The 21,711-nt window shown below is 35.0% G+C and carries 17 protein-coding genes; 10 read left to right on the forward strand and 7 right to left on the reverse strand.

The annotated features are described in order from the left end of the window. The first annotated feature begins 293 nt into the window (after nt 1-293). The 6 genes from CLV00_RS03510 (at nt 294) to CLV00_RS03535 (ending at nt 6,334) form a co-directional block, all read left to right on the forward strand. A complete protein-coding gene (locus CLV00_RS03510; RefSeq protein ID WP_143394877.1) occupies nt 294-833 on the forward strand; it encodes a hypothetical protein in 540 nt (179 codons plus the stop codon). A gap of 489 nt (nt 834-1,322) precedes the next feature. Beyond that, nucleotides 1,323-2,450, forward strand: a complete 1,128-nt coding sequence (locus CLV00_RS03515) for a hypothetical protein (protein ID WP_099713834.1) — start codon at nt 1,323-1,325, stop codon at nt 2,448-2,450. Nucleotides 2,451-2,581: 131 nt separating this feature from the next. After that, nucleotides 2,582-3,505 carry a hypothetical protein gene (locus tag CLV00_RS03520; protein WP_099713835.1) on the forward strand — a complete coding sequence of 308 codons (924 nt, stop codon included), beginning with the start codon at nt 2,582-2,584 and terminating at the stop codon, nt 3,503-3,505. Next, on the forward strand, nt 3,495-5,051 hold the full coding sequence (locus CLV00_RS03525; RefSeq protein ID WP_099713836.1) for a vanadium-dependent haloperoxidase: 1,557 nt from the start codon (nt 3,495-3,497) through the stop codon (nt 5,049-5,051). Before CLV00_RS03520 ends, CLV00_RS03525 begins: the two co-directional genes overlap by 11 nt. Before the next feature lie 180 nt (nt 5,052-5,231). Then, entirely contained in the window at nt 5,232-5,699 is a 468-nt protein-coding gene (locus CLV00_RS03530; protein WP_099713837.1) for a hypothetical protein, read from the forward strand. Between the two features lie 92 nt (nt 5,700-5,791). Next, nucleotides 5,792-6,334 (forward strand): GNAT family N-acetyltransferase, encoded by a 543-nt coding sequence (locus tag CLV00_RS03535; protein ID WP_099713838.1) that lies wholly within the window; start codon nt 5,792-5,794, stop codon nt 6,332-6,334. 52 nt (nt 6,335-6,386) lie between these two features. Here the strand turns inward: CLV00_RS03535 and CLV00_RS03540 are convergent, their stop codons facing one another. The 7 genes from CLV00_RS03540 to CLV00_RS03570 all read right to left on the reverse strand — a co-directional run bounded on the left by CLV00_RS03540 (nt 6,387) and on the right by CLV00_RS03570 (nt 17,542). Next, entirely contained in the window at nt 6,387-6,668 is a 282-nt protein-coding gene (locus tag CLV00_RS03540) for a F0F1 ATP synthase subunit epsilon (protein ID WP_099713839.1), read from the reverse strand. A 79-nt stretch (nt 6,669-6,747) separates the two neighbouring features. Beyond that, nucleotides 6,748-8,259, reverse strand: coding sequence for a F0F1 ATP synthase subunit beta (gene atpD, locus CLV00_RS03545; protein WP_035668832.1), 1,512 nt, complete (start codon nt 8,257-8,259; stop codon nt 6,748-6,750). Nucleotides 8,260-8,514: 255 nt separating this feature from the next. Then, nucleotides 8,515-10,008 carry a G-D-S-L family lipolytic protein gene (locus CLV00_RS03550; protein WP_099713840.1) on the reverse strand — a complete coding sequence of 498 codons (1,494 nt, stop codon included), beginning with the start codon at nt 10,006-10,008 and terminating at the stop codon, nt 8,515-8,517. 33 nt (nt 10,009-10,041) lie between these two features. After that, complete coding sequence (locus CLV00_RS03555) at nt 10,042-12,867, reverse strand: carboxypeptidase-like regulatory domain-containing protein (RefSeq protein ID WP_099713841.1); 2,826 nt, start codon at nt 12,865-12,867, stop codon at nt 10,042-10,044. 389 nt (nt 12,868-13,256) lie between these two features. Then, entirely contained in the window at nt 13,257-15,104 is a 1,848-nt protein-coding gene (glmS, locus tag CLV00_RS03560; protein ID WP_099713842.1) for a glutamine--fructose-6-phosphate transaminase (isomerizing), read from the reverse strand. 9 nt (nt 15,105-15,113) lie between these two features. Continuing rightward, a complete protein-coding gene (locus CLV00_RS03565; protein WP_099713843.1) occupies nt 15,114-16,715 on the reverse strand; it encodes a DUF4270 domain-containing protein in 1,602 nt (533 codons plus the stop codon). Between the two features lie 20 nt (nt 16,716-16,735). After that, nucleotides 16,736-17,542 carry a glycogen/starch synthase gene (locus CLV00_RS03570; protein WP_099713844.1) on the reverse strand — a complete coding sequence of 269 codons (807 nt, stop codon included), beginning with the start codon at nt 17,540-17,542 and terminating at the stop codon, nt 16,736-16,738. Between the two features lie 108 nt (nt 17,543-17,650). On the opposite strand from CLV00_RS03570, the gene panC reads away from it, so the two are divergent. The 4 genes from panC (at nt 17,651) to radA (ending at nt 21,676) form a co-directional block, all read left to right on the forward strand. After that, nucleotides 17,651-18,499 carry a pantoate--beta-alanine ligase gene (gene panC / locus CLV00_RS03575; RefSeq protein WP_099713845.1) on the forward strand — a complete coding sequence of 283 codons (849 nt, stop codon included), beginning with the start codon at nt 17,651-17,653 and terminating at the stop codon, nt 18,497-18,499. Between the two features lie 14 nt (nt 18,500-18,513). After that, complete coding sequence (panD, locus tag CLV00_RS03580; RefSeq protein WP_099713846.1) at nt 18,514-18,864, forward strand: aspartate 1-decarboxylase; 351 nt, start codon at nt 18,514-18,516, stop codon at nt 18,862-18,864. Nucleotides 18,865-19,166: 302 nt separating this feature from the next. Next, nucleotides 19,167-20,315, forward strand: coding sequence for an alpha/beta hydrolase (locus CLV00_RS03585; protein ID WP_233206848.1), 1,149 nt, complete (start codon nt 19,167-19,169; stop codon nt 20,313-20,315). Continuing rightward, nucleotides 20,315-21,676: a DNA repair protein RadA gene (gene radA / locus CLV00_RS03590; protein WP_099713848.1), complete on the forward strand. Its 1,362-nt coding sequence runs from the start codon at nt 20,315-20,317 to the stop codon at nt 21,674-21,676. Before CLV00_RS03585 ends, radA begins: the two co-directional genes overlap by 1 nt. The last annotated feature ends 35 nt before the right edge of the window (nt 21,677-21,711 follow it).

Below are 21,711 nucleotides of genomic sequence, written 5' to 3' on the forward strand. Positions count from 1 at the left end.
TCAGCAAAAATAAGCATCTTTTTTGGTTTATGGATTTTGCGCCATTTTTGTTTGCTGATTTCTTCAAATTAATGAAATTTGAAATATAAATTCTAATTTAGAATCCCATTTCATAAATCATAAAAATATAATTCATTAAAATTTAACAATTGAAAAATAGCAATGAAAAAAAAATCTATAAATTTTTCCGAAAACGGTTTCGATTTATAACTTTCATAAAATTATGTTAAAAAAAACTTAAAATTAATATCGAAGATGTTAACCTATGAAATAGTTTTCTACTTTCGGCAAATATGAAACGAATTGCATCACTTTTTCTAATAGTAACGTTGTTCTACAACGTGATGGGATACTATCTGATGTTTGCTTATCAAGAGGAGCAAGCGTGGGTGTCTTCTATGGAGAAAAAACATGATTCAGAGTTTCAAGTAATCAAATTGAACGCCACTTTATACTCCTTTATCGAAGACACTGATTTTGAGTATGTAAATGAAGATGTGGTTATCAACAATAAAAGTTATCATATTTTCAAGAAAAGAATTCAAAACAACATACTAAGTCTTTATTACCTGCGCAATTCACATCAAGATGCAATAAGTCAGGATTTAAAAGACATTGTTGACAATCAATTATTCAACGGATCCTCATCAAAAGAGTCTCCAGTAAAAAAACTACTAAAATCTTTCCTAAAAGATTATGTAGCAAATACTGCTGTTTGCGTAAATTTTTCTCCAAAAACAGCTGTACTTTCAAGTGAACCTATCATTATGCCAAACCAGGCGCTAGATTCCGGATACATTTCCGTATCGTATTCACCACCCGATTTCGTTTAAATCTCCTTTCATTTTAGTGGAATCATTCGCTTTTATCTGGCATTTGTAAAGTCAAGATAATTCACGATTGCTTTTTAGCTAAATCTGTACATTTATTACATCCATTTATTAGAAATTATGCCCGTTATAAATACAAAATAGTCTTTTGTATTTATCCGAATTCGCTTTTTGCGAATGAATTCAAAGGTCTATTTTGTATTTCTATTCTGGTATATTTTGTACTACTAGCTTTAAGAATCATGATTTAAATGGATTTGCAAATTCAAAAAATGGATTTTTAAAAGAGTTCTTTATTTCAAATGCAACCTTCAATCTATCCTTTTGCCTTGTAAAATCAACGAGACTTTTTGGCGAAAGCCAAAGTAGATCTTGCTTTACAGTGATACTACCTATCCACTAACTTATCTGTTTTTAATGCCAAACTTCTTTTTAGAAAGAAGCAGTTGTTGGCCTGTTTTATACCATTAACCATTTTAAAAAACCAAAAACTTGAAAAATTTATCCGCTTTACAATCCGCTTGTATTTTTATCCTATTCCTTACAATTACTTTTAACACCCAAAATATGTCTGCTCAGGGTTGCGTCGCTATCAAGGGTAATGCCACAAGCTGTATGTCGATTCACGCAGACAGTACTAATGTTTCCGGATGGCAATTTGCCAGCAGTGGTCGCTATTTTAGATCATTCAGACACTTTTCAGGAACAGAAGAAAACAAAGATAGATTAGTTCAAAAAACAGAAGTTATCAATTACACTTCCGTTTTCAATCTTTCACTCACCAGAATATTAAACAACCGTTGGTCCGTTATGGTCGACCTACCCATTTCAAACAACGTTCGTTCTTCATTGTACGAACATGGATTGGTAAATGGGACTTACGTAAAAAGAGAAAGACATTCAACCAGTTCTTTTGGAATAGGAGATATTAGATTTGCCGCTTACAGATGGATGTTAGATCCGGCAAAAAGCACAAAAGGAAATATACAATTAGGATTAGGGATAAAATTACCAACCGGTGATTACAACTACAAAGATTATTTTTACAATGTAGGTCCAAACGGGACAAAAGAATTGCGCACTGTAGATCAATCCATCCAGTTAGGAGACGGTGGTACTGGATTTACTTTTGAATTAAACACCTTTTACAACTTCATTGAGAACTTTGGAGTTTACGGTAATTTCTATTACTTAATTAATCCTCGTGAGCAAAATGGCACGAGAACCTATAGAGAAACAATTGTATCAAGATTAGCTAACGAAGCTATTATGAGCGTACCAGATCAATATATGTTTAGAGCAGGTTTTAACTATTCCGTGAATCAAGTAAAAGGATTATCTGTGGCGGCAGGTGCACGATTAGAAGGGATTCCTGTTTATGATCTTGTGGGTGGCAGTGGCGATTTCCGTCGTCCGGGTTATATCTGGTCAGTAGAGCCTTCTGTAAACTATGAATACAAAAAAGTAGTCTTGTTTGTATCAGTGCCATTTGCAGTAGTTCGTAACCGTACACAAAGTGTTACTGACAAAGAAAATTCTGTAACAACAGGTACACATGTTCAGGGTGATGCGGCATTTGCTGATTACACAATTAACATCGGTATATCAACCAGATTTTAGAGACATACCATTTAAGAATTAGTTGCATTTTACAAGAATATCAATAACACAATACGCTTTTAAATAATATCAAAAAAAACCAATTATTTTAAATCGTAAAATACCAAACTACTAACCAAAACCATTTTTTAATGAAAAAATTTTATCTGAGTTGCCTGCTGTTGGCACCTTTATTTATGAATGCTCAAACAGAGATTGACGGTATTATGATGAGCAAAAACAATTTTTGTTTTGGAGCTGTATACCAATATAGCAGCTGGGACGAGTATTGGGAAGGAACCTTTAAAAGAGAAAATCTTAATCTTGGTACCGTTTCTACAAAATCAGTTGCCTTAATGGGAAACTATGGTGTTTCTGATAAATTGAATATTATTTTCAGCCTTCCGTACGTAGAGACAAAGGCTTCTGCAGGAACAATGGAAGGTCAAAAAGGATTGCAGGACCTATCGTTAACCATAAAATACATGCCTTTTGAAAAAACAATTGGAAAAGCAACCTACTCTTTATATGCTTTAGGAGGACTTTCGGCTCCAGTTTCTAATTATTCAGCTGATTATTTGCCTTTAAGTCTTGGTCTAAAAAGCAAAACTGCTTCTTTACGATTGATGGGTGATTATCAAAGAGGTCGTTTTTTCAGCACTATTTCCGGAGCGTATGTAAAAAGAGCGAACATAACCATTGACAGAAATTCCTATTACACAAACGAAATACATTACACCAATGAAGTTGATATGCCTGACGCAATTTCTGTAAACTTCAGAATAGGGTATCGCTCAAACAGATTAATAGCCGAGGCAGTGGTAGACAACTGGGTTACACAATCTGGAGGATTTGACATTACAACAAACAATATGCCTTTTCCGAGCAATACTATGAATGCATTAAAAGTTGGCGTGAATACTAAATATACACTCAAGAAAATACCGGCATTATCTCTTATTGGAGGATGCAATTTTGTTACAGAAGGCAGAAATGTTGGACAATCGAATACCTTTTATGGCGGTTTATTTTATATCCTTAATTTAAAAAAAACAACTCAAGAAAATGAAAAATAAAATACAAAAAATAGCCTATAACAGTCTTTTGGTTTTGTTTCTTACGTTGAACTATTCTTGTAGTGATGAGTTAACAGAACGCAACGAACAATTTCCTCAATTAAATCCGGCTAATACAGACGAATTAGCAGGAACTTGGAAAACATTCCTATTGACTACACCGGATGAATTCTCTTTGGATGCACCAATAGCTAGTACTGCAGCCGCATTTACAAGAGAAATCAATGAAATAAAAAGTTATCAAGCAAGCATAACGCCGGAACAGAAAAAAATAATAAAATACTGGAGTGCCGGAGGTGTTTTACGTTGGAATGAAATCATGCGAACTTTAGTTGCAAGACACAATCGTCCGCCGTATCAAAATGAAGACGGAACGTATCCTGCACCATCTGGAGCAAATCCATTTGCAAATCCTGAATTTCCATTTTCAAATCCTCCATACGCAGCCAGAGCTTATGCTTATGTGAGTGCCGCGCAATACGATGCGATGATTGCTACTTGGCATTATAAAAAACTGTATAATAGAGCTGCACCTTTTACGGTTGATGCAACTTTACCGGTTTTAATCCCAAAAAGCGCCTTACCTTCATATCCATCTGAAGATGCTGTTTTAGCTGGAGTTACGGTTGAATTATTAAAATTATTGTTCCCAACAGAAATCGCTTACATACAAGAAAAAGCAGAGGAACAAAAATTATATCGCATTATTAGTGGTGCCAATGTTCGAAGTGATGTTGATGCAGGAATTATTTTAGGCAGAAAAATTGCAGGCAAATTTATCGCCAGAGCAGCTTCTGATGGAACTGGAGCAGCTATTGGTAATCAAGCGCTTTGGACACAACTGGAAACTCAAACTGCTGCCACTGGAGAAACTCCTTGGAAATCATTAGATGTACCTGCAAGACCTCCAATGTTACCATTGTTTGGAAAAGTAAAATCATTCTTAATGACTCCAGAAATGGTTATTGCCAGCCGTCCGGTTCCTCCGCCTTCTACAAAATCAGAACAATTTGCAAAGGAATTAGCTGAAGTAAAAAACTACGGAAAAAATGCCACCAGAAAGAACATGCAAATCGTGACTTTTTGGGCTGATGGTGTAGGAACTTATACGCCTCCAGGACACTGGAATGCAATTGCATCAGAGTCATTTGTAGAGCTAAATTATAGTGAAGTACGATGGGCAAGAAATCTTGCATTATTAAATATTGCAATGATGGATGCAGCAATCAGCTGTTGGGATGCAAAATATACTTTCTTCAACCCGAGACCTTCTCAAGTTGACCCCTCTATAAAGACATTGACAGGCACTCCTAATTTCCCTTCCTATGTATCAGGTCACTCCACGTTTAGCGGTGCAGCCTGCGTAGTTTTATCACACATAATTCCTGCAAAAAAACAAAGTTTTGTGGCTATGGCAAAAGAAGCTTCGGATTCTAGAATGTTTGGATGCATACACTACAGAAGCGATTGTGAAAAAGGACTTGAATTAGGCGAAAAAGTAGGCGGTTTTGCTGTAGCAAGAGCCCTTACTGATGGCGCCGAATAACTTAAGATAATTAAGTTGATACTTTGTTTTAATGGTTTGTTTGCTATCTCATTTATCAACTAAAACCTAACAGACGTTGGAAACCTGTTAGGTTTTTTTTATTTTTCACAACCTAATTTGAAACAGAATAATGCTTCGATTATAAAAAAAGCTGGGACAACCCATTAAATACACTTACTAATGAAAAAAATATTCAATACTTTTTATTTTATTTTAAGCAAAAAAATGGAAAAACACAGCGTCAATATGATGCGAATTTCTTTGGCAATAGTTTACATATGGTTTGGTGCTTTAAAAATTTTCGGAATGAGTCCTGCCGGCGAATTAGTAGAACAAACCGTTTATTGGTTTAAACCCGAAATATTTATTCCAATTCTTGGTATTTGCGAAGTTCTTATAGGTCTTGGTTTACTCATAAAACGGCTTATTCCTTATACTATTCCGCTATTATTAATGCATATGGCGGCTACATTTTTTCCTGTTTTTATTCTAAAAACTATTTGTTTTGATGCGTTTCCTTATTGCCCTACTTTGGCGGGACAATACATAATCAAAAATCTTATTTTAATTTCTGGAGCCCTTGTGGTTGCAGGAAAATACAATGAAAAATATTATGCCGAAATGAATTTGAAATTAAGCGAAAAATAAAAATCTAAATCCATTTCGTGTAATCGAAGATTTTCTAATTTTATAATTACAGATAGTAAATACCAATCATCAATCCGTATCGATAAAATCAAATGAAACCTATACTTTATAAAAGAGCGTCAACTTTAAACGAATTGGAACAAATTAGAGCGCTCCAATTACAAAATAGCTCTCAGAATATAAGTTCTGAAGAAAAACTTCAAGAAGGATTTGTTACTGTGCAACATTCCGTCGCTTTGCTAGAACAAATGAATTCTGCTTGCGCACACATTATTGCTAAAGACAATGACGCAGTAGTAGGTTTTGCACTTGTAATGCTTTCTGGCTTTAGGAATGAAATCAAGGCTCTTATTCCAATGTTTGAAAGAATTGATGAATTAGTACCCAAGGATAAAACCTACGTTGTAATGGGGCAAATTTGTGTAGATAAAAACTATCGCAAACAAGGAATATTCAGAGGACTTTATCATTTTTACAGAGAGGAACTGCAACATCAATTTGATTACTTAATCACTGAAGTTGCCGCTATAAACCTTCGCTCTATGCAAGCACACGAGGCCATTGGATTCAAAATAATTGATACTTATGACGAAGATGGGATTGTTTGGAATATTGTACTTTGGGATTGGACATAAAAAAAAGCCTCACATATTTGTGAGGCTTTCATTTTTTATGATCAAGATTACTTTAGTCGGCTAAAATAATAACTTTATTGTCTTTCATTTCAATTGTACCTGAATTGATAGCCAGTGTATAATTTTGAGCATCTAACTTCGTGAATTTACCTGCTACTTCTTTTGCAAAAGCAAAATCAGAAGCTGTAATTTTCACAACACCTTTTCCTAAAATAGAAACGATTGGCGCGTGGTTATTCAAAATCTGAAAGCTTCCATCAACTCCTGGCAATGTAACCGAAGTTACTTCTGCTGAAAATAATTTTGCTTCTGGTGATACTATTTCTAATAACATATTTTTGTAGTTTGAAAATTTAAAAGTTTAAAGTTTAAGGTTACAAGTGAACTTTAAACTTTAAACTTTTAAACTAATTTTAAGCTTCCGCTAACATTTTTTCTCCAGCTTCGATAGCTTCTTCAATAGTACCTTTAAGGTTGAAAGCTGATTCTGGCAAGTGATCTAATTCACCGTCAATAATCATATTAAATCCTTTGATAGTATCTTTGATATCAACTAAAACTCCTTTTAATCCTGTAAATTGCTCAGCAACGTGGAAAGGTTGAGATAAGAAACGTTGTACACGACGTGCTCTTGAAACGGCTAATTTATCATCTTCTGATAATTCTTCCATACCAAGGATCGCAATGATATCTTGTAATTGTTTGTATTTTTGTAAAATTTCTTTTACTCTTTGTGCACAGTCATAATGCTCATCACCTAAAATTTGAGGAGTAAGAATTCTTGAAGTTGAATCCAATGGATCAACCGCAGGATAAATACCTAACTCAGCAATTTTACGAGATAATACAGTAGTAGCATCAAGGTGAGCAAAAGTTGTAGCCGGAGCCGGGTCAGTTAAATCATCCGCAGGAACGTAAACCGCTTGTACAGATGTAATAGAACCTTTGTTTGTTGATGTAATACGCTCTTGCATCGCACCCATTTCAGTAGCCAATGTTGGTTGGTACCCTACCGCAGATGGCATACGACCTAAAAGTGCTGAAACCTCAGAACCTGCTTGTGTAAAACGGAAGATATTATCCACGAAGAACAATACATCTTTACCTTGATCAGTTCCTGCTCCATCACGGAAATATTCTGCAATAGATAATCCAGAAAGTGCTACACGAGCACGAGCTCCTGGAGGCTCATTCATTTGTCCGAAAACGAAAGTAGCTTTAGACTCTCTCATTCCTGGCATATCAACTTTAGATAAATCCCATCCTCCATTTTCCATAGAGTGCATGAATTCATCACCGTATTTTATAATTCCTGACTCTAACATCTCACGAAGTAAGTCATTTCCTTCACGTGTTCTTTCTCCTACTCCTGCGAATACTGAAAGTCCACCGTGACCTTTTGCAATATTGTTAATCAACTCCTGAATCAATACTGTTTTACCAACACCAGCACCACCGAACAATCCAATTTTACCCCCTTTTGAGTAAGGCTCAATTAAATCGATTACTTTAATACCTGTGAATAAAACTTCAGAAGAAGTAGATAAATCTTCGAATTTTGGTGCTTGTCTGTGAATAGACATACCGTTTTCTCCTGTTTTTGGTAAATTACCTAAACCGTCAATTGCATCTCCAATTACGTTGAATAAACGACCGTAAACATCGGCACCGATTGGCATTTGGATAGGATTCCCTGTTCCAACTACTTCATAACCTCTACTCAAACCATCTGTTGAGTCCATCGAAATGGTACGTACTGTGTTTTCACCAATGTGAGATTGTACTTCAAGTACTAATAAAGTACCATCTTTTTTTGTGATTTCTAACGAATCATAAATTTTTGGAAGTTCAACATCCTTACCGTTGAAAACTACATCAACTACTGGTCCAATGATCTGGGCAACTTTTCCTATTACTTTTGACATTACTTATGTATTTATTAAATAGCTATTTAGGTTTATGAATTAGTACCAACCGAAACGTATCGATTAAATGCTTTTTTCAGAGCGCAAAGATAATTTTTTAAAATATAAAATCAATTATTTTTTTATAAAAAAAGGATATTTTTAATAGATAATGGAGAAATGACTTAGAAACAGACAAAAGATAGCAATATCCTCAAAAATAAAAAACCATCACGTTAAAAAACGGATGGTTTTTTATAAAAAAGTAAATTCTGATTATTGTATCGTTGCTGGATATTGAATCCCATATAAACCTAAATCAACACCTTTCAAATTAGAGCCGTATTTAGCATTTATCGCCTCAATGAATTTATTGGCAATCAAAGCATATCCTCTAGGACTTGGATGAACTCCGTCTAAAGAAAAAGTACCACCAGTTACATAAGCAGCCGTCATATGAAAGTTACCAAAACGAATTCCTCCGTTATTCAACTGATTCAATATTGATGCCGTGTCAACAAAAGCCAAACTGTTTGAATCAGCAGCAGCTTTTATAGTTACATTGTATGCATCAGTAGCTAATTTTATCTCAGAAACCTCTGAAGCTGTCAAAACTCTATTGTCCTGTAAAGGATAAGTCACCCCAACAGTATTAAAAGGAGCTGGAATTCCAGCTTGTGGTGTTCCAATCACAGTTCTTGTAGTAAGTAATATAAAATCTTTATCAGCAACATTCGCACCTCCATTAGCATGGCGTGCCTGTCCGTAAAGACTACCCATTAAACCCGCTTGAGCTGCAGGAACACCTGCCGCTGTCAATGCACCAGTAATCTGAGCACTATAGTTTACTAAAGTCTCATCTCTTATCAACAAAGGATTAGTAGCAGAAGCAGCTAACGTTTTGATTCTACTTCCAGCTCCCAAAGCAGTAAGAATTTGTTTTACAGGTCCCAACAACTGTGTATTTAACTGCGTTGCAGTAGCAGCATCTAAAGGAACTGGGTTATAAGGAACCGTCGTGAAAAACGGAAGATTGTTGATGTATGGTAAATTTGCAACAACACCTTTTCTTCCTCCAGTTGCAAGAGCAGTTGCCAAAGCATTATAAGCAGCATTAAAAGTACCCGCCGGTGTAATATCATTTCCTGAAACAGGATCTTGCGAAGTAGGTATACCACCATTAGTAGCATATCCTAAAACATCATTTCCACCAATAAACAAAGAGAAAAAAGTTGGATTTTGATCCGTAGCATCTTTAACCACACTAGACATTGCTGTTTTTGCAAATCGTCCAAAATAAGGATTAGCCTGTCCGTAACCTGCAATTCCTAAATGTATCGCTTTTGCTCCCGGAACTCCCATATTGCTATAAGCACCAGAAATACTGGCACCAAGAACCGTTCCTGAAACCCCTGAAACATTTACAGGTCCAGCTCCATTAAAATACAAACGTGTCGGAAATTGAGGAACTTGATTCCCTCCAATTGAAAAACCTCCTCTATTATCGTCTGCCATAAATGGATTTGTAAAAACACCTCCACCAACTAAAGCAAATTGCTCAGCCAGAATATTTGGATATGAATTTTTTTGACCGGCTTTAAAAAGAGCACCATCGCTATATCCTGCTGCAAATGAATCCCCTAAAGCCACATATTTAGAGAAATCTGCCGTACCTGCCGTTAGTGGCTCTTCAACGATTACCTCATCATCATTATTACATGCTGCGAAGGTTAGCGAAATCAACAACAGCCATTTGAAATTTTTTATCATAATATATTTTTTAAAATTATTGACCTTATTAAATTATGGGTTGATTGTCCAAGAAGCAAACCATTGTTGTCCTATTGCACCAGCTCCTATTACTTGAATGTAATCTTTCCCACCAATATTAGTAGCACCAACTTTAAGCACTGATTTCAATTTAGGGAAACCATAATTGATTTGAGCATCCAAAACTGTGTTCTCAGGTACCATTCCGTCAGCAAAAGAAGACTGCCATAAATACTCTGTATTGTATCTTGCATTAACATTGAAACCAAAGTTTTTAAACAATTTAGTATTACCAATAGATGCTTTAACTCTATGTTTTGGAGTATTAAAACCAGCAACAAAACTTGGATCTTCTTCTTGATTGAAATTAAATTCAGCATAATTATAATTTACACCCAATTCAAAATCCTTGTACACTTTTTTAGACAAACCAACACCAAAACCTAAAGATGTAATTTTTGCTGTAGTATTTGTATATACTTGATATACTCTTCTATCTCCATTGCTTAAAGCTGAAAGTGTAGCCAAAGTTGCTGGATTACCAAAATCAAAAGTTGTATTAACATCCCCATAATAAGGACTGATAACTCTTGAAGTATTCATGAAATCATTGTATAAATTATAATACCCATTTATATCAATCGACAAATCATTATTAACAACCGAACGGTATCCAACTTCGATAGCTTGAACCTCTTCTGGTTTTACCAATCCAATCTTAGCCGCTTGCAACAAAGCTGCCGCCGCTGGAACATTGGTTGGGTTAGCCGCAATAGCAGCACTAAAAGCCTGAACAGAAGTCAATGTATATGAATTGTTATATGCGTTCTGACCAGTCAATGTTAAAGTTGCAGGAATTCCCAATGCCTGACTTGCAGCACTAACAGTTCTAACTTCAGTAAAACGATCTAAATTCTCCGCAGCAGAACCAATCAAAGCGAACGGACCTAAGTCCAGACCGATATACTGATCTTGTGTAGTTGGGTTTCTGAAACCTGTTTGATAAGAAACTCTGAAATTATGTTTTTTAGTTGCTCCGGCAGAATAAACAAAAGATACACGAGGCGAAATGTTTCCGTCAAAATTTTGACTTTTATCGTAACGCGCAGATCCTGTAAATTTCAATCGGTCATTCATGAATTTTTTTGTCAATTGCCCGTAAGCACCATATTCATTATATCTTAATGGACCGTCAAAATCAGTGAAGATTGTTCCTTGAGAGTTCATTTCATACTGTCTGAATGAACCTCCTAATTGAATCTCAGCAAATTTCACTAAATCTTTAAAATTATAATTCACATCTGAATGGTAAATCTTTGATTGATCAATAAACTTAGCTCCTTTAGTAAGATCTGGCTCAGATATCGCCACAGCTAAAGCATTTTTGAATTGAGCAGAACCCGGCTCAAATCTAGCACTTCCTGTTGGAGTAGGTAAAAAAGCTAAACCTGTTGGCTTGATATTATAATCAGCATAATTTCTTGCATTTGTAGCTGATTGTTGAGCGTTAGTACCCAAAACAGCTCCCGAAAGCTGATAAGCAGTTGCGTAGTTTGTAAACCATTCTGTATCAGACTTTGCCGCTCTGTTAACATTCCAAGCAGCAAAACGCATGTCGTATGAATTTCCAGCGTCTTCATCTGTAATATATCCTCTTACAAAGAAATTTTTTCCTTTTATTTCCAATTTAGATTGTTGCATGAAGAAATCTCCCAATGCATATCTATTTGCACCTTGATAAATAGTACTTCCCAAACCTATTTTATGTTGCAATATAATTTCTGTCTCACCTTCCCATGGTTTAAAATGCAAAGAGAAATCAGCTTTTACACTTTTTACTTTATTGTCATTTAAATCTTGCTCACGATATCCCGTTCTGCTAACTTGACCTACATTAGTAATAAAAGTTGTAACCTCATCACCATATAAATTCAAACCATCATAGTTTTGGTTGTTTGCATGTCCAATTGAACCACCTGTCATACTTCTTTGATCAGCAGCAATCCATTCTGTTGCTCTCAAGAAATTAAAATTTGCTTTGGCTGCAAAATGCTTGCTAAAAGCAGTAGCTGCTCTTAATCCAAAATCAAAATAGTCATTTGTACCCGCAACATCTTGACTTGTTTGACCATATTTCACGTAGGTGCTAATCCCTTGATTTGTAAAAGGATTTTTACTATTCATGAACAAAATACCATTGAAAGCATTTGCTCCATAAAGAGCCGAAGAAGCTCCAGGAAGCAACTCAACATTAGCCACATCAATATCCGAAAGACCTATTAAGTTTCCTAATACAAAGTTTAATGCAGGAGAAGAATTATCCATTCCATCCACTAATTGCATGAAACGAGTATTTGCTACCGTTGAGAAACCTCTTGTATTGATAGACTTAAATGAGATACTACTTGTATTAAAATGCACCTCTTTAAGATTTTCTAAACCATCATAAAATGTTGGCGCAGTAGTACTTTTTATTTGTTGAATACCCATTCGCTCAATAGTAACCGGCGACTCAATCACTCTCTCTGGAGTTCTTGAAGCAGATACCACTATTTCGTTTAGTTTAGTCTCTTCATCTTCAAGCTTTACAACTAACTTCTGATTATCAGACGAAACATTAATTTTTTTAGATACATATCCTACACTCGTCACCTCAATTGTAAAAGGTGCCTTTCTGGACGATTTTAAAATAAAAGAACCATCGAAATCGGTAATCGCACCTGAAGTGTCTCCAACAATTTTAATGTTGGCTCCAGGAATAGGTTGGTTGTTACTGTCTGTAACAATACCTGAAATTGAATTTTGAGCAAAAGTTAGGCTACAAAAAAACAATGACAAAAAAAGTAAATACACTCTCATTGGGTTAAAATTTGTTGGTTTATGACGCCAAAGTACAAATATTTTTGATATTAATAAAAAAGCGCCTAAAAAATTTCATATTTATCAGTTATTTTACCTCATTCGCACTTATTCTACATTTATTTTTTATTATTATATGTTAAAAATTATGTAATAATAACAGAATATCATTATGCATGCATATAAAAAATACATTTATCACAAAAAAATTATTAATTTTTAGATATTTGATAAAAGTGATAAAGCAGCGGAAATTTAACGTTTCCTTTACGCTTTTCAGGCATTTAAAAAAGTCCCAACCTAAAAACACTTATTCAAAAAAAAGCCTCGAAAGAAAATCTTTCGAGGCTTTTTAAATATTATAATGTAAATCTATTTTGTATAAAACCTTATTCTACAGTTACTGATTTTGCTAAATTACGAGGCTGATCAACATTACAACCGCGCATAACCGCAATATGATAAGACAAAAGCTGTAATGGGATTGTCGTAATCAATGGTGACAAAGCATCTGATGTTTCAGGGATTTCAATAACATAATCAGCTAATTCACGTACTTGCGTATCGCCCTTAGTTACAACAGCAATAATTTTTCCACTTCTTGATTTAATCTCCTGAATGTTACTTACAATTTTGTCATAGTGTCCTTGCTTAGGTGCAATAACAACCACTGGCATATGTTCATCAATTAATGCAATAGGTCCGTGTTTCATTTCAGCTGCAGGATATCCTTCAGCATGAATATAAGATATCTCTTTAAGTTTCAAGGCACCTTCAAGAGCTACAGGAAAGTTATATCCTCTTCCTAAATAAAGACAGTTAGGAGCATCTTTAAAAGCAGAAGCAATTTCTTTTGCCTTTTCATTTGTCTCTAAAGCCTCTTTCACTTTTTCAGGAATAATTTGTAATTCTTGCAAATAGGTATGAAAATCACTATTCGACAAAGTCCCTTTAGCTTTTGCCAAACGCAAAGCAATCATTGTCAATACTGTAATTTGAGTCGTAAAAGCTTTAGTCGATGCAACACCTATTTCAGGTCCGGCATGTGTATAAGCTCCTGCATGTGTTTCCCTAGAAATAGAAGAACCCACTACATTACAAACACCAAACACAAATGCTCCATGTTCTTTGGCCAGTTTTATGGCAGCCATAGTATCTGCTGTTTCACCTGATTGTGAGATAGCAATAACTACATCTTTACTATTTATTATTGGGTTTCTATATCTAAACTCCGAAGCATATTCTACTTCTACCGGAATACGCGCAAACTCTTCAAAAACATACTCAGCAACTAAACCTGCATGCCATGAAGTTCCACATGCCACAATAATAATTCTATCAGCATTAAGGAATTTTTCTAAATTATCCTCAACTCCAGCCATTTGAATAATACCTTCATTAGCATGAAGTCTTCCGCGATAGGTATCTTTTATAACACTTGGTTGCTCATAAATTTCCTTAAGCATAAAATGATCGTAACCACCTTTTTCAATTTGCTCTAAGTTCATTTGAAGCTCCTGAATATAAGGATCAACTAAAGAATCATCTTTAATTTTTCTAATTTTCATGGCTTTATGCAATCTAATATTTGCCATTTCGCCATCTTCAAGATAGATTGCGTTAGAAGTATATTCTATAAAAGGTGAAGCATCCGAAGCAATAAAATATTCTCCTTCTCCTACTCCAATTGCCAATGGACTTCCTAATCTGGCAGCAACAATTTCGTCCGGAGTCTTTTTGTCAAAAACAGCAATTGCATACGCTCCCACTACTTGATTCAATGCCACCTGGACTGCTTTCCCCAGTTTTAAATTCTCTTTTTTTTGTACCTCTTCAATAAGATTTACTAACACCTCAGTATCAGTATCCGAATGAAAAACATACCCACGTTTTATTAATTCTTCTTTTAAAGGCGCATAATTTTCAATAATTCCATTGTGAATTATTGCCAAATCACCTGAATTAGAAAGATGAGGATGAGAATTTACGTCATTTGGAACACCGTGAGTAGCCCAACGCGTATGTCCTATTCCTATAGTTCCATTTGTTGTAATTGCTGTAGAAGCTTTCTCTTCAAGATCCGAAACCTTCCCTTTTGTTTTACAAAGTTTTAGCTCTTCACCATCATACAACATCACACCGGCACTATCATAACCTCTATATTCAAGTCTCCTTAATCCTTTTATTACAATAGGATAAGCTTCTCTATAACCGATATAACCAACGATTCCACACATAGTTTTTCTTTAATTAGGTTTTGTATAATAAATTTCAAGCTTCAATCTCTTATCATCAGGAACCGTGGATTTACCTCCAAATAAAATAGTTCCTAAAGGATTCATTACAGATGCTTTTGGTGCTCCAGAAATAAAAGCATTTGGAGTTCTTAACTTATGAGAAGCTATTGTACCAATATCTTCTGTAACTACCAATCCTAATTTAACATTAGTCGAATCTTTATATTTAACAAGATTCCTTATTTGATTTGTAACCCTAATTTTATAAGTAACACCTCTTTTACTAGTAGCATTTCTATTTATATTACCATCAAAAATGGCTTTTGATTTTTTAACATCAACACTATTTGTTGTTGCATCTGCATAATAATCAACAATAGGTCGGTTATTATTAAAATCATATAGATAGATTCTTTGTGGCTCATAATTATTAGCCATAGTTGCAGCGTCAATATGAAAAACCAAATTAGCTTCATTAATCAGCCATCCACTATTTCTAATAGCATCTAACTCACCCGGAGTATTAAAAAGACTTATCACCGCTACAGATCCTTCACCACCTTTTAGATACAATTTATCATCCCCTTCAGTTGTATTTCCAGTATTTGGCAAAGCATTATAAGAAAGTCCGCTACCTGCAAAATCTGTATTCAACAAACTCACTGAATTACCGGTCATATCAAGAACTATGGTTTTTTTAACTCGTGTAATTGTAGTCACACCAGCAGTTGTTGTTGACAAATCTTCATTGTATTTTAAAGTAATTTTTCCCGCCTTAAAGTTCAACATTGCTAAATTTCCGGCACTACTTCCTGATTTTTCCATTTTAAAATAAAGTCCTCTGAAGTACTCTTTGAAAACATCATTTGTTGCCAATTTTCCAGCTGCAACAGCATCAATTATTTTTGCTTTGAAAAAAGCTTTATTCAAATTCAATTGCATTCCCGGAGGAGTTCTTGTAGTTGTAACTACTTTTGTAATTGAATCTGTCGTAGTCACAACATGTTCCGCTGGGTCAAAGAAAAACTTATCGTTTTGAGCCAAACTGGAATCATCATTTAAACGATTCGGTATTTTAACATTATCAAATTCTGCATTTTGATTTGTAAAATATTTTTGAGGCTGTAAAAATCCACCAATAGGATCTGCATCTCTCATATAATAACCAGACTCGTAAACACTTAGTTTCATCTCAGCCTTATCAGGTCCATATATAGAATCTAGTACATATTCATGACTACCATCAGTTTTTGTAACTGTTTTGGTTGCATCATAATAATATGGGATTGTCAAAACTACACTTTCAATATACGGTCTTGTACTAATCGTTGTTATGGTTGCTGGCAAAGTCAATTGCGTACCAAAATTGGCCGTTGTTTCACCAAAATTTGGATTGTTATAAATTCCCAAAGGATTTACCACAAGATCATTCGACTGTATAGGACCCGTTTTTTGATTGTAAGCTAAAACATTGTACGTTTCTTTTTTGAGATCAAAATTGTTTTCACCAATTAAATCACCTCCAATTTCATTATAATCTTTATCACAGGAATATAAAAAAACAACACTCGCAACTACCAGAATTTTCTTAAAAAAAGAATTATTGTACATATTTAATAAAAAAGTTTAATTTAAAGAACCTCGTTTCTATAGAAATTAGTATACGCTTCCGCGAATGCATCTTTCGGTGCGAAAGGTAAAAAAGGTTTTCCTGAAGATTCTATATATTTTGTTAAACTTGGAGACAGGTTTTCTGATGCAATAATCACAGCATCGGAATGCTTAATAGTAGCCTTAATAATATTTTCGTAGTCTGGAACTTCCAAATCCGAAATCGCATCATCAGGAATACCGTCAAATTTCACTTTATTAATCATTTCAACATCTAAAGTACCGTCAAAAGACTGACTGTAAACCGAAGTAACAATCTTTGTCTCAGAAAACAAGGCTTCATTTTTGTAAAAATGCTTCATATAAATGGGCAACATAGCAGCCATCCATCCATGAACGTGAATAATATCAGGAACCCAATTCAATTTTTTTACCGTTTCAACTACACCTTTTGCAAAGAAAATGGCACGTTCATCATTATCAGGATACATCACCCCTTCTTCATCAGCAAATGTGGCTTTCCTTTTGAAATACTCATCATTATCAATAAAGTAAACTTGTATTCTTTCTTTTGGTATGGAAGCCACTTTTATAATCAAGGGCATATCCAAGTCGTTCACTACCAAATTCATCCCCGAAAGTCTAATTACTTCGTGCAATTGATGTCTTCTCTCGTTAATATTTCCATACCTTGGCATAAAAATTCTTATCTGTCCACCTTGATCATTAATCATTTTCGGCACGTCGTAAGACATTAAAGAGACCTCATTTTCAGCGAGATAAGGCACCACTTCAGATGATACATATAATATCCTCTTATCTTTCATATTGTAATTTACTTAATTTATTGGCAATAAAAACCACGCAAAATTACAAAATTTTATGCAGTTATTAACTAAAATAGTAAGTTTGCATTTAATTTTAATAATACTGCCATGCATATTTTCTACGGAAAAGCATCTTTAATCGACTATTTGAAATCAATAAAAACCGTCCAATCCACTATTGGATTTGTTCCTACCATGGGCGCTTTACATCAAGGTCATTTGGCATTAATGCAAAAATCATTGCTGGAGAATGAAAATACTGTCGTAAGTATTTTTGTAAATCCAACACAATTTAACAATCCCGAAGATTTAGCAAAATACCCAAGAACATTGGAAGAAGACGTAAAAAAACTTACGGCTTTAAATCCAAATATAATTCTATACGCACCATCTGTTGAAGACATTTATGATGGAAAACCTCTTTCTCAATCTTTCGATTTTGACGGTCTTGAAAATCAAATGGAAGGCAAATTCAGACCTGGTCATTTTAATGGAGTAGGTACCATTGTAAAACGTCTTTTTGAAATAATAGAACCAACAAACGCGTATTTTGGTGAAAAAGATTTTCAACAATTACAAATTGTCAAAAAAATGGTCGCCAAAAACCACTTACAAGTAAACGTAATTGGCTGTCCTATATACAGAGAATCCAACAATCTTGCGATGAGTTCCAGAAACGAACGCTTGTCAACAGAGGAAAGAAACGAAGCGGCAATTATTCATAAAACACTAACCGCTGTAAAAGAAAAATTTGCGACTAATAGCACCACCGCTATTTCAGAATGGGTTCAAAAATCATTCAACAAGAACACGCGCTTCACATTGGAATATTTCGTAATTGCCGATGAAGCAACACTTTTACCTTGTACCCGAAAAAATAAAAATAAAAAATACCGTGCGTTCATTGCGGTACTTGTCAATAATATTCGATTGATTGACACCATTTCATTAAATTAATTTACTTTTGTAGCATGCAAATTCAAGTCGTAAAATCAAAAATACACCGAGTAAAAGTAACTGGCGCTGATTTAAATTATATCGGTAGCATTACCATAGATGAAGCTTTACTGGAAGCCTCCAATATCATTGAAGGAGAAAGAGTATTCATCGTAAACATCAACAATGGCGAACGCTTTGACACCTACGCTATCAAAGGCGAAAAAAACTCAGGCATCATAACCTTAAATGGTCCAGCAGCCAGAAAAGTACAAAGAGATGATATTATTATCATTATTTCGTATGCAATCCTAGAATTTGAAGAAGCAAAAGACTTCAAACCGTGGATTATTTTCCCTAACGAAAATGACAATTCTTTGACCTAATTCTTCAAAGAACAAATACGTACTGATATACTTTTTGAAAAAGATAAATTCTTTATTTTATCACTCAAAGTAAAAGTATTTAATTCCACAAGACACTGAATATCTGATTTACTTAACTCAAAATCAGATATTCAGTTGTTTTTTGTTTAGCGCATTTTTCAACTCCCTAAATCCTATTTATTGTTCTAAAAAGCAAGTGCAATTCTGGCGCCTTAACTTTTCTTGTTTTTAAAATAAAAGTAAATAAAGTATTATATTGCTGTCTTATTTAGGTGTACTTTAATTTCTAAACGCTCCACATTATGAAACAACTACTACTATTCTTATTCTTCTCTATTACAGCATTTTCACAAAAAACCACCATACCATTCGATTCAAACGCTTTGGGCGAAAGCCGTGAAATCACAATTGGACTTCCGCCTTCTTTCGAAAAAAACCCAAATAAAAAGTATCCTATACTTATTTTACTCGATGGCGATTACTTATTTGACCCATTTTATGGCGCTTTGAATTACGGTGCTTATTGGGATGATTTACCCGAAATGATTGTCGTTGGCATAAGCCAAAACAAAAATAACGAACGCTTTGACGACAGCACTTATGATGAAGCAGATGGAGTTCCTTCCGGAAAAGGAGCAAAATTCTTTGAGTTTATTGGCGCCGAGTTACTTCCTTATATCGAAAAAAAATACCCAGTTGCGCCATTCCGAATCATTGCAGGACACGACACTACGGCGGGATTTTTAAACTTTTTCTTGTACAAAGACAATCCTATATTCAATGGATATATTTCATTAAGCCCGGAACTGGCTCCTGAAATGGAAAATATCATTCCAGAAAAACTTTCGAATATAAAACAACCTATTTTTTATTATCAATCCAATGGAGATGGCGATATAAAAAAAATTCAAGAGTCTATAAAAAAACTGGACGAAAACATAAAACAGGTTACTAATCCTGAATTAAATTACAAGTTCGATAATTTTAAAGGCGCATCACACTATTCGCTTGTACTATACTCGATTCCAAATGCCTTATACCAATTTTTTGACGCTTACAAGCCTATTTCATCTACTGAATACAGCGAAAAAATTGCTGTGTTGCAATCCGGTTATGTGGATTATTTGACCAATAAATATGCTGCTTTGTCCAAAAGTTTAGGTTTAAAAATCTCAATTCGTGTAAACGATTTCAAAGCCATTGAAGCGGCAATTCTAAAAAACAAAGCCTATCCTGAATTGGATAAATTAGCTGAAATTGCCAATAAAAATTATCCAAAGTCAATGCTTGCCGATTATGAATTGGGTTTAATGTATGAAAAAATGGGCGACCCGAAAAAAGCGGCAAAACGCTATCAAAGTGCTTCCCAATTAGAGGAAATTGGCGACCTTACAAAAAACATGATGATGGAAAAATACGATGACATGACAAGCCAAACACCAAAAAAATAATGTCGAAAGTAAAAACAACTTTTTTTTGCCAAAACTGTGGCGCACAATATGCAAAATGGCAAGGACAATGCAATTCTTGTAAAGAATGGAATACCATTGCGGAAGAAATTATCCAAAAACAGGAAAAAACAGCTTGGAAAAGCGAAACTACTACCAACAGTAAAGCACCGAAACCGTTACGAATAGACGAAATTGATTCGGCTCAGGAAATTCGAATGGACACCACTGATGCGGAACTTAATCGCGTATTGGGTGGCGGAATCGTTCCTGGTTCCTTGATTCTTTTGGGTGGCGAGCCCGGCATTGGAAAAAGCACGCTTTTACTTCAAATATCCTTAAAGTTACCCTACAAAACTTTATATGTTTCGGGCGAAGAAAGTCAGAAACAAATAAAAATGCGTGCCGAAAGAATCACGCCAAGCGGTGACAATTGCTATATTCTTACCGAAACCAAAACCCAAAATATCTTCAAGCAAATTGAAGCCATTGAACCGGAAATCGTGATTATCGATTCCATTCAAACCTTGCATACGGATTATATTGAATCCACTCCCGGCAGTATTTCTCAAATTAGAGAAACCACCGCTGAACTGATCAAGTTTGCCAAAGAAACCAATATTCCCGTGATTCTGATTGGTCATATTACAAAAGACGGAAACATTGCAGGACCAAAAATCCTGGAACACATGGTGGACACGGTTTTACAGTTTGAAGGCGACAGAAACCACGTATACCGCATTTTACGTTCGTTAAAAAACCGTTTTGGTTCCACTGCCGAAATTGGTATTTATGAAATGCTAGGCAATGGTTTGCGAGAAGTTTCGAATCCATCCGAAATATTGATTTCACACAAAGATGAAGAATTATCCGGAACTGCAATTGCGTCAACATTAGAAGGCATGCGCCCGTTGATGATTGAAATCCAAGCCTTGGTAAGCACCGCCGTTTACGGAACACCGCAACGCAGCACAACGGGTTATAATGCGAAAAGGCTCAATATGATTCTGGCCGTTTTAGAGAAAAGAGCCGGTTTCAGGCTTGGTGCCAAAGATGTTTTCCTGAACGTGACGGGAGGAATTTCAGTAGATGATCCGGCGATAGATTTGGCTGTTGTAGCCGCCATTTTATCCTCGAATGAAGATATTGCAGTCAATAAAGATTTTTGCTTTGCAGGCGAAGTGGGACTTTCAGGCGAAATACGTCCAGTAAACCGCGTGGACCAACGCATTCAGGAAGCGGAGAAACTAGGTTTTTCGACCATTTTTGTATCCAAATACAATAAAATTGCATTGAAAAATACCGGAATCAAAATTCGATTGGTAGCCAAAATTGAAGATGTGGCGAGTGAACTATTTGGATAAATATAGTATCAAAAAAACAAATAAAATAATACACT

Source organism: Flavobacterium sp. 11 (assembly GCF_002754315.1).
GTDB classification, from domain to species: Bacteria; Bacteroidota; Bacteroidia; order Flavobacteriales; family Flavobacteriaceae; genus Flavobacterium; species Flavobacterium algoritolerans.

Bases quoted from the DNA above. Each gene is read 5' to 3' on its own strand.
- CLV00_RS03510 (WP_143394877.1), top strand. From the start codon at position 294: ATGAAACGAATTGCATCACTTTTTCTAATAGTAACGTTGTTCTACAAC.
- CLV00_RS03520 (WP_099713835.1), top strand. From the start codon at position 2,582: ATGAAAAAATTTTATCTGAGTTGCCTGCTGTTGGCACCTTTATTTATG.
- CLV00_RS03525 (WP_099713836.1), top strand. From the start codon at position 3,495: ATGAAAAATAAAATACAAAAAATAGCCTATAACAGTCTTTTGGTTTTG.
- CLV00_RS03530 (WP_099713837.1), top strand. From the start codon at position 5,232: ATGAAAAAAATATTCAATACTTTTTATTTTATTTTAAGCAAAAAAATG.
- CLV00_RS03535 (WP_099713838.1), top strand. From the start codon at position 5,792: ATGAAACCTATACTTTATAAAAGAGCGTCAACTTTAAACGAATTGGAA.
- CLV00_RS03540 (WP_099713839.1), bottom strand. From the start codon at position 6,668: ATGTTATTAGAAATAGTATCACCAGAAGCAAAATTATTTTCAGCAGAA.
- atpD (WP_035668832.1), bottom strand. From the start codon at position 8,259: ATGTCAAAAGTAATAGGAAAAGTTGCCCAGATCATTGGACCAGTAGTT.
- CLV00_RS03550 (WP_099713840.1), bottom strand. From the start codon at position 10,008: ATGATAAAAAATTTCAAATGGCTGTTGTTGATTTCGCTAACCTTCGCA.
- CLV00_RS03555 (WP_099713841.1), bottom strand. From the start codon at position 12,867: ATGAGAGTGTATTTACTTTTTTTGTCATTGTTTTTTTGTAGCCTAACT.
- glmS (WP_099713842.1), bottom strand. From the start codon at position 15,104: ATGTGTGGAATCGTTGGTTATATCGGTTATAGAGAAGCTTATCCTATT.
- CLV00_RS03565 (WP_099713843.1), bottom strand. From the start codon at position 16,715: ATGTACAATAATTCTTTTTTTAAGAAAATTCTGGTAGTTGCGAGTGTT.
- CLV00_RS03570 (WP_099713844.1), bottom strand. From the start codon at position 17,542: ATGAAAGATAAGAGGATATTATATGTATCATCTGAAGTGGTGCCTTAT.
- panC (WP_099713845.1), top strand. From the start codon at position 17,651: ATGCATATTTTCTACGGAAAAGCATCTTTAATCGACTATTTGAAATCA.
- panD (WP_099713846.1), top strand. From the start codon at position 18,514: ATGCAAATTCAAGTCGTAAAATCAAAAATACACCGAGTAAAAGTAACT.
- CLV00_RS03585 (WP_233206848.1), top strand. From the start codon at position 19,167: ATGAAACAACTACTACTATTCTTATTCTTCTCTATTACAGCATTTTCA.
- radA (WP_099713848.1), top strand. From the start codon at position 20,315: ATGTCGAAAGTAAAAACAACTTTTTTTTGCCAAAACTGTGGCGCACAA.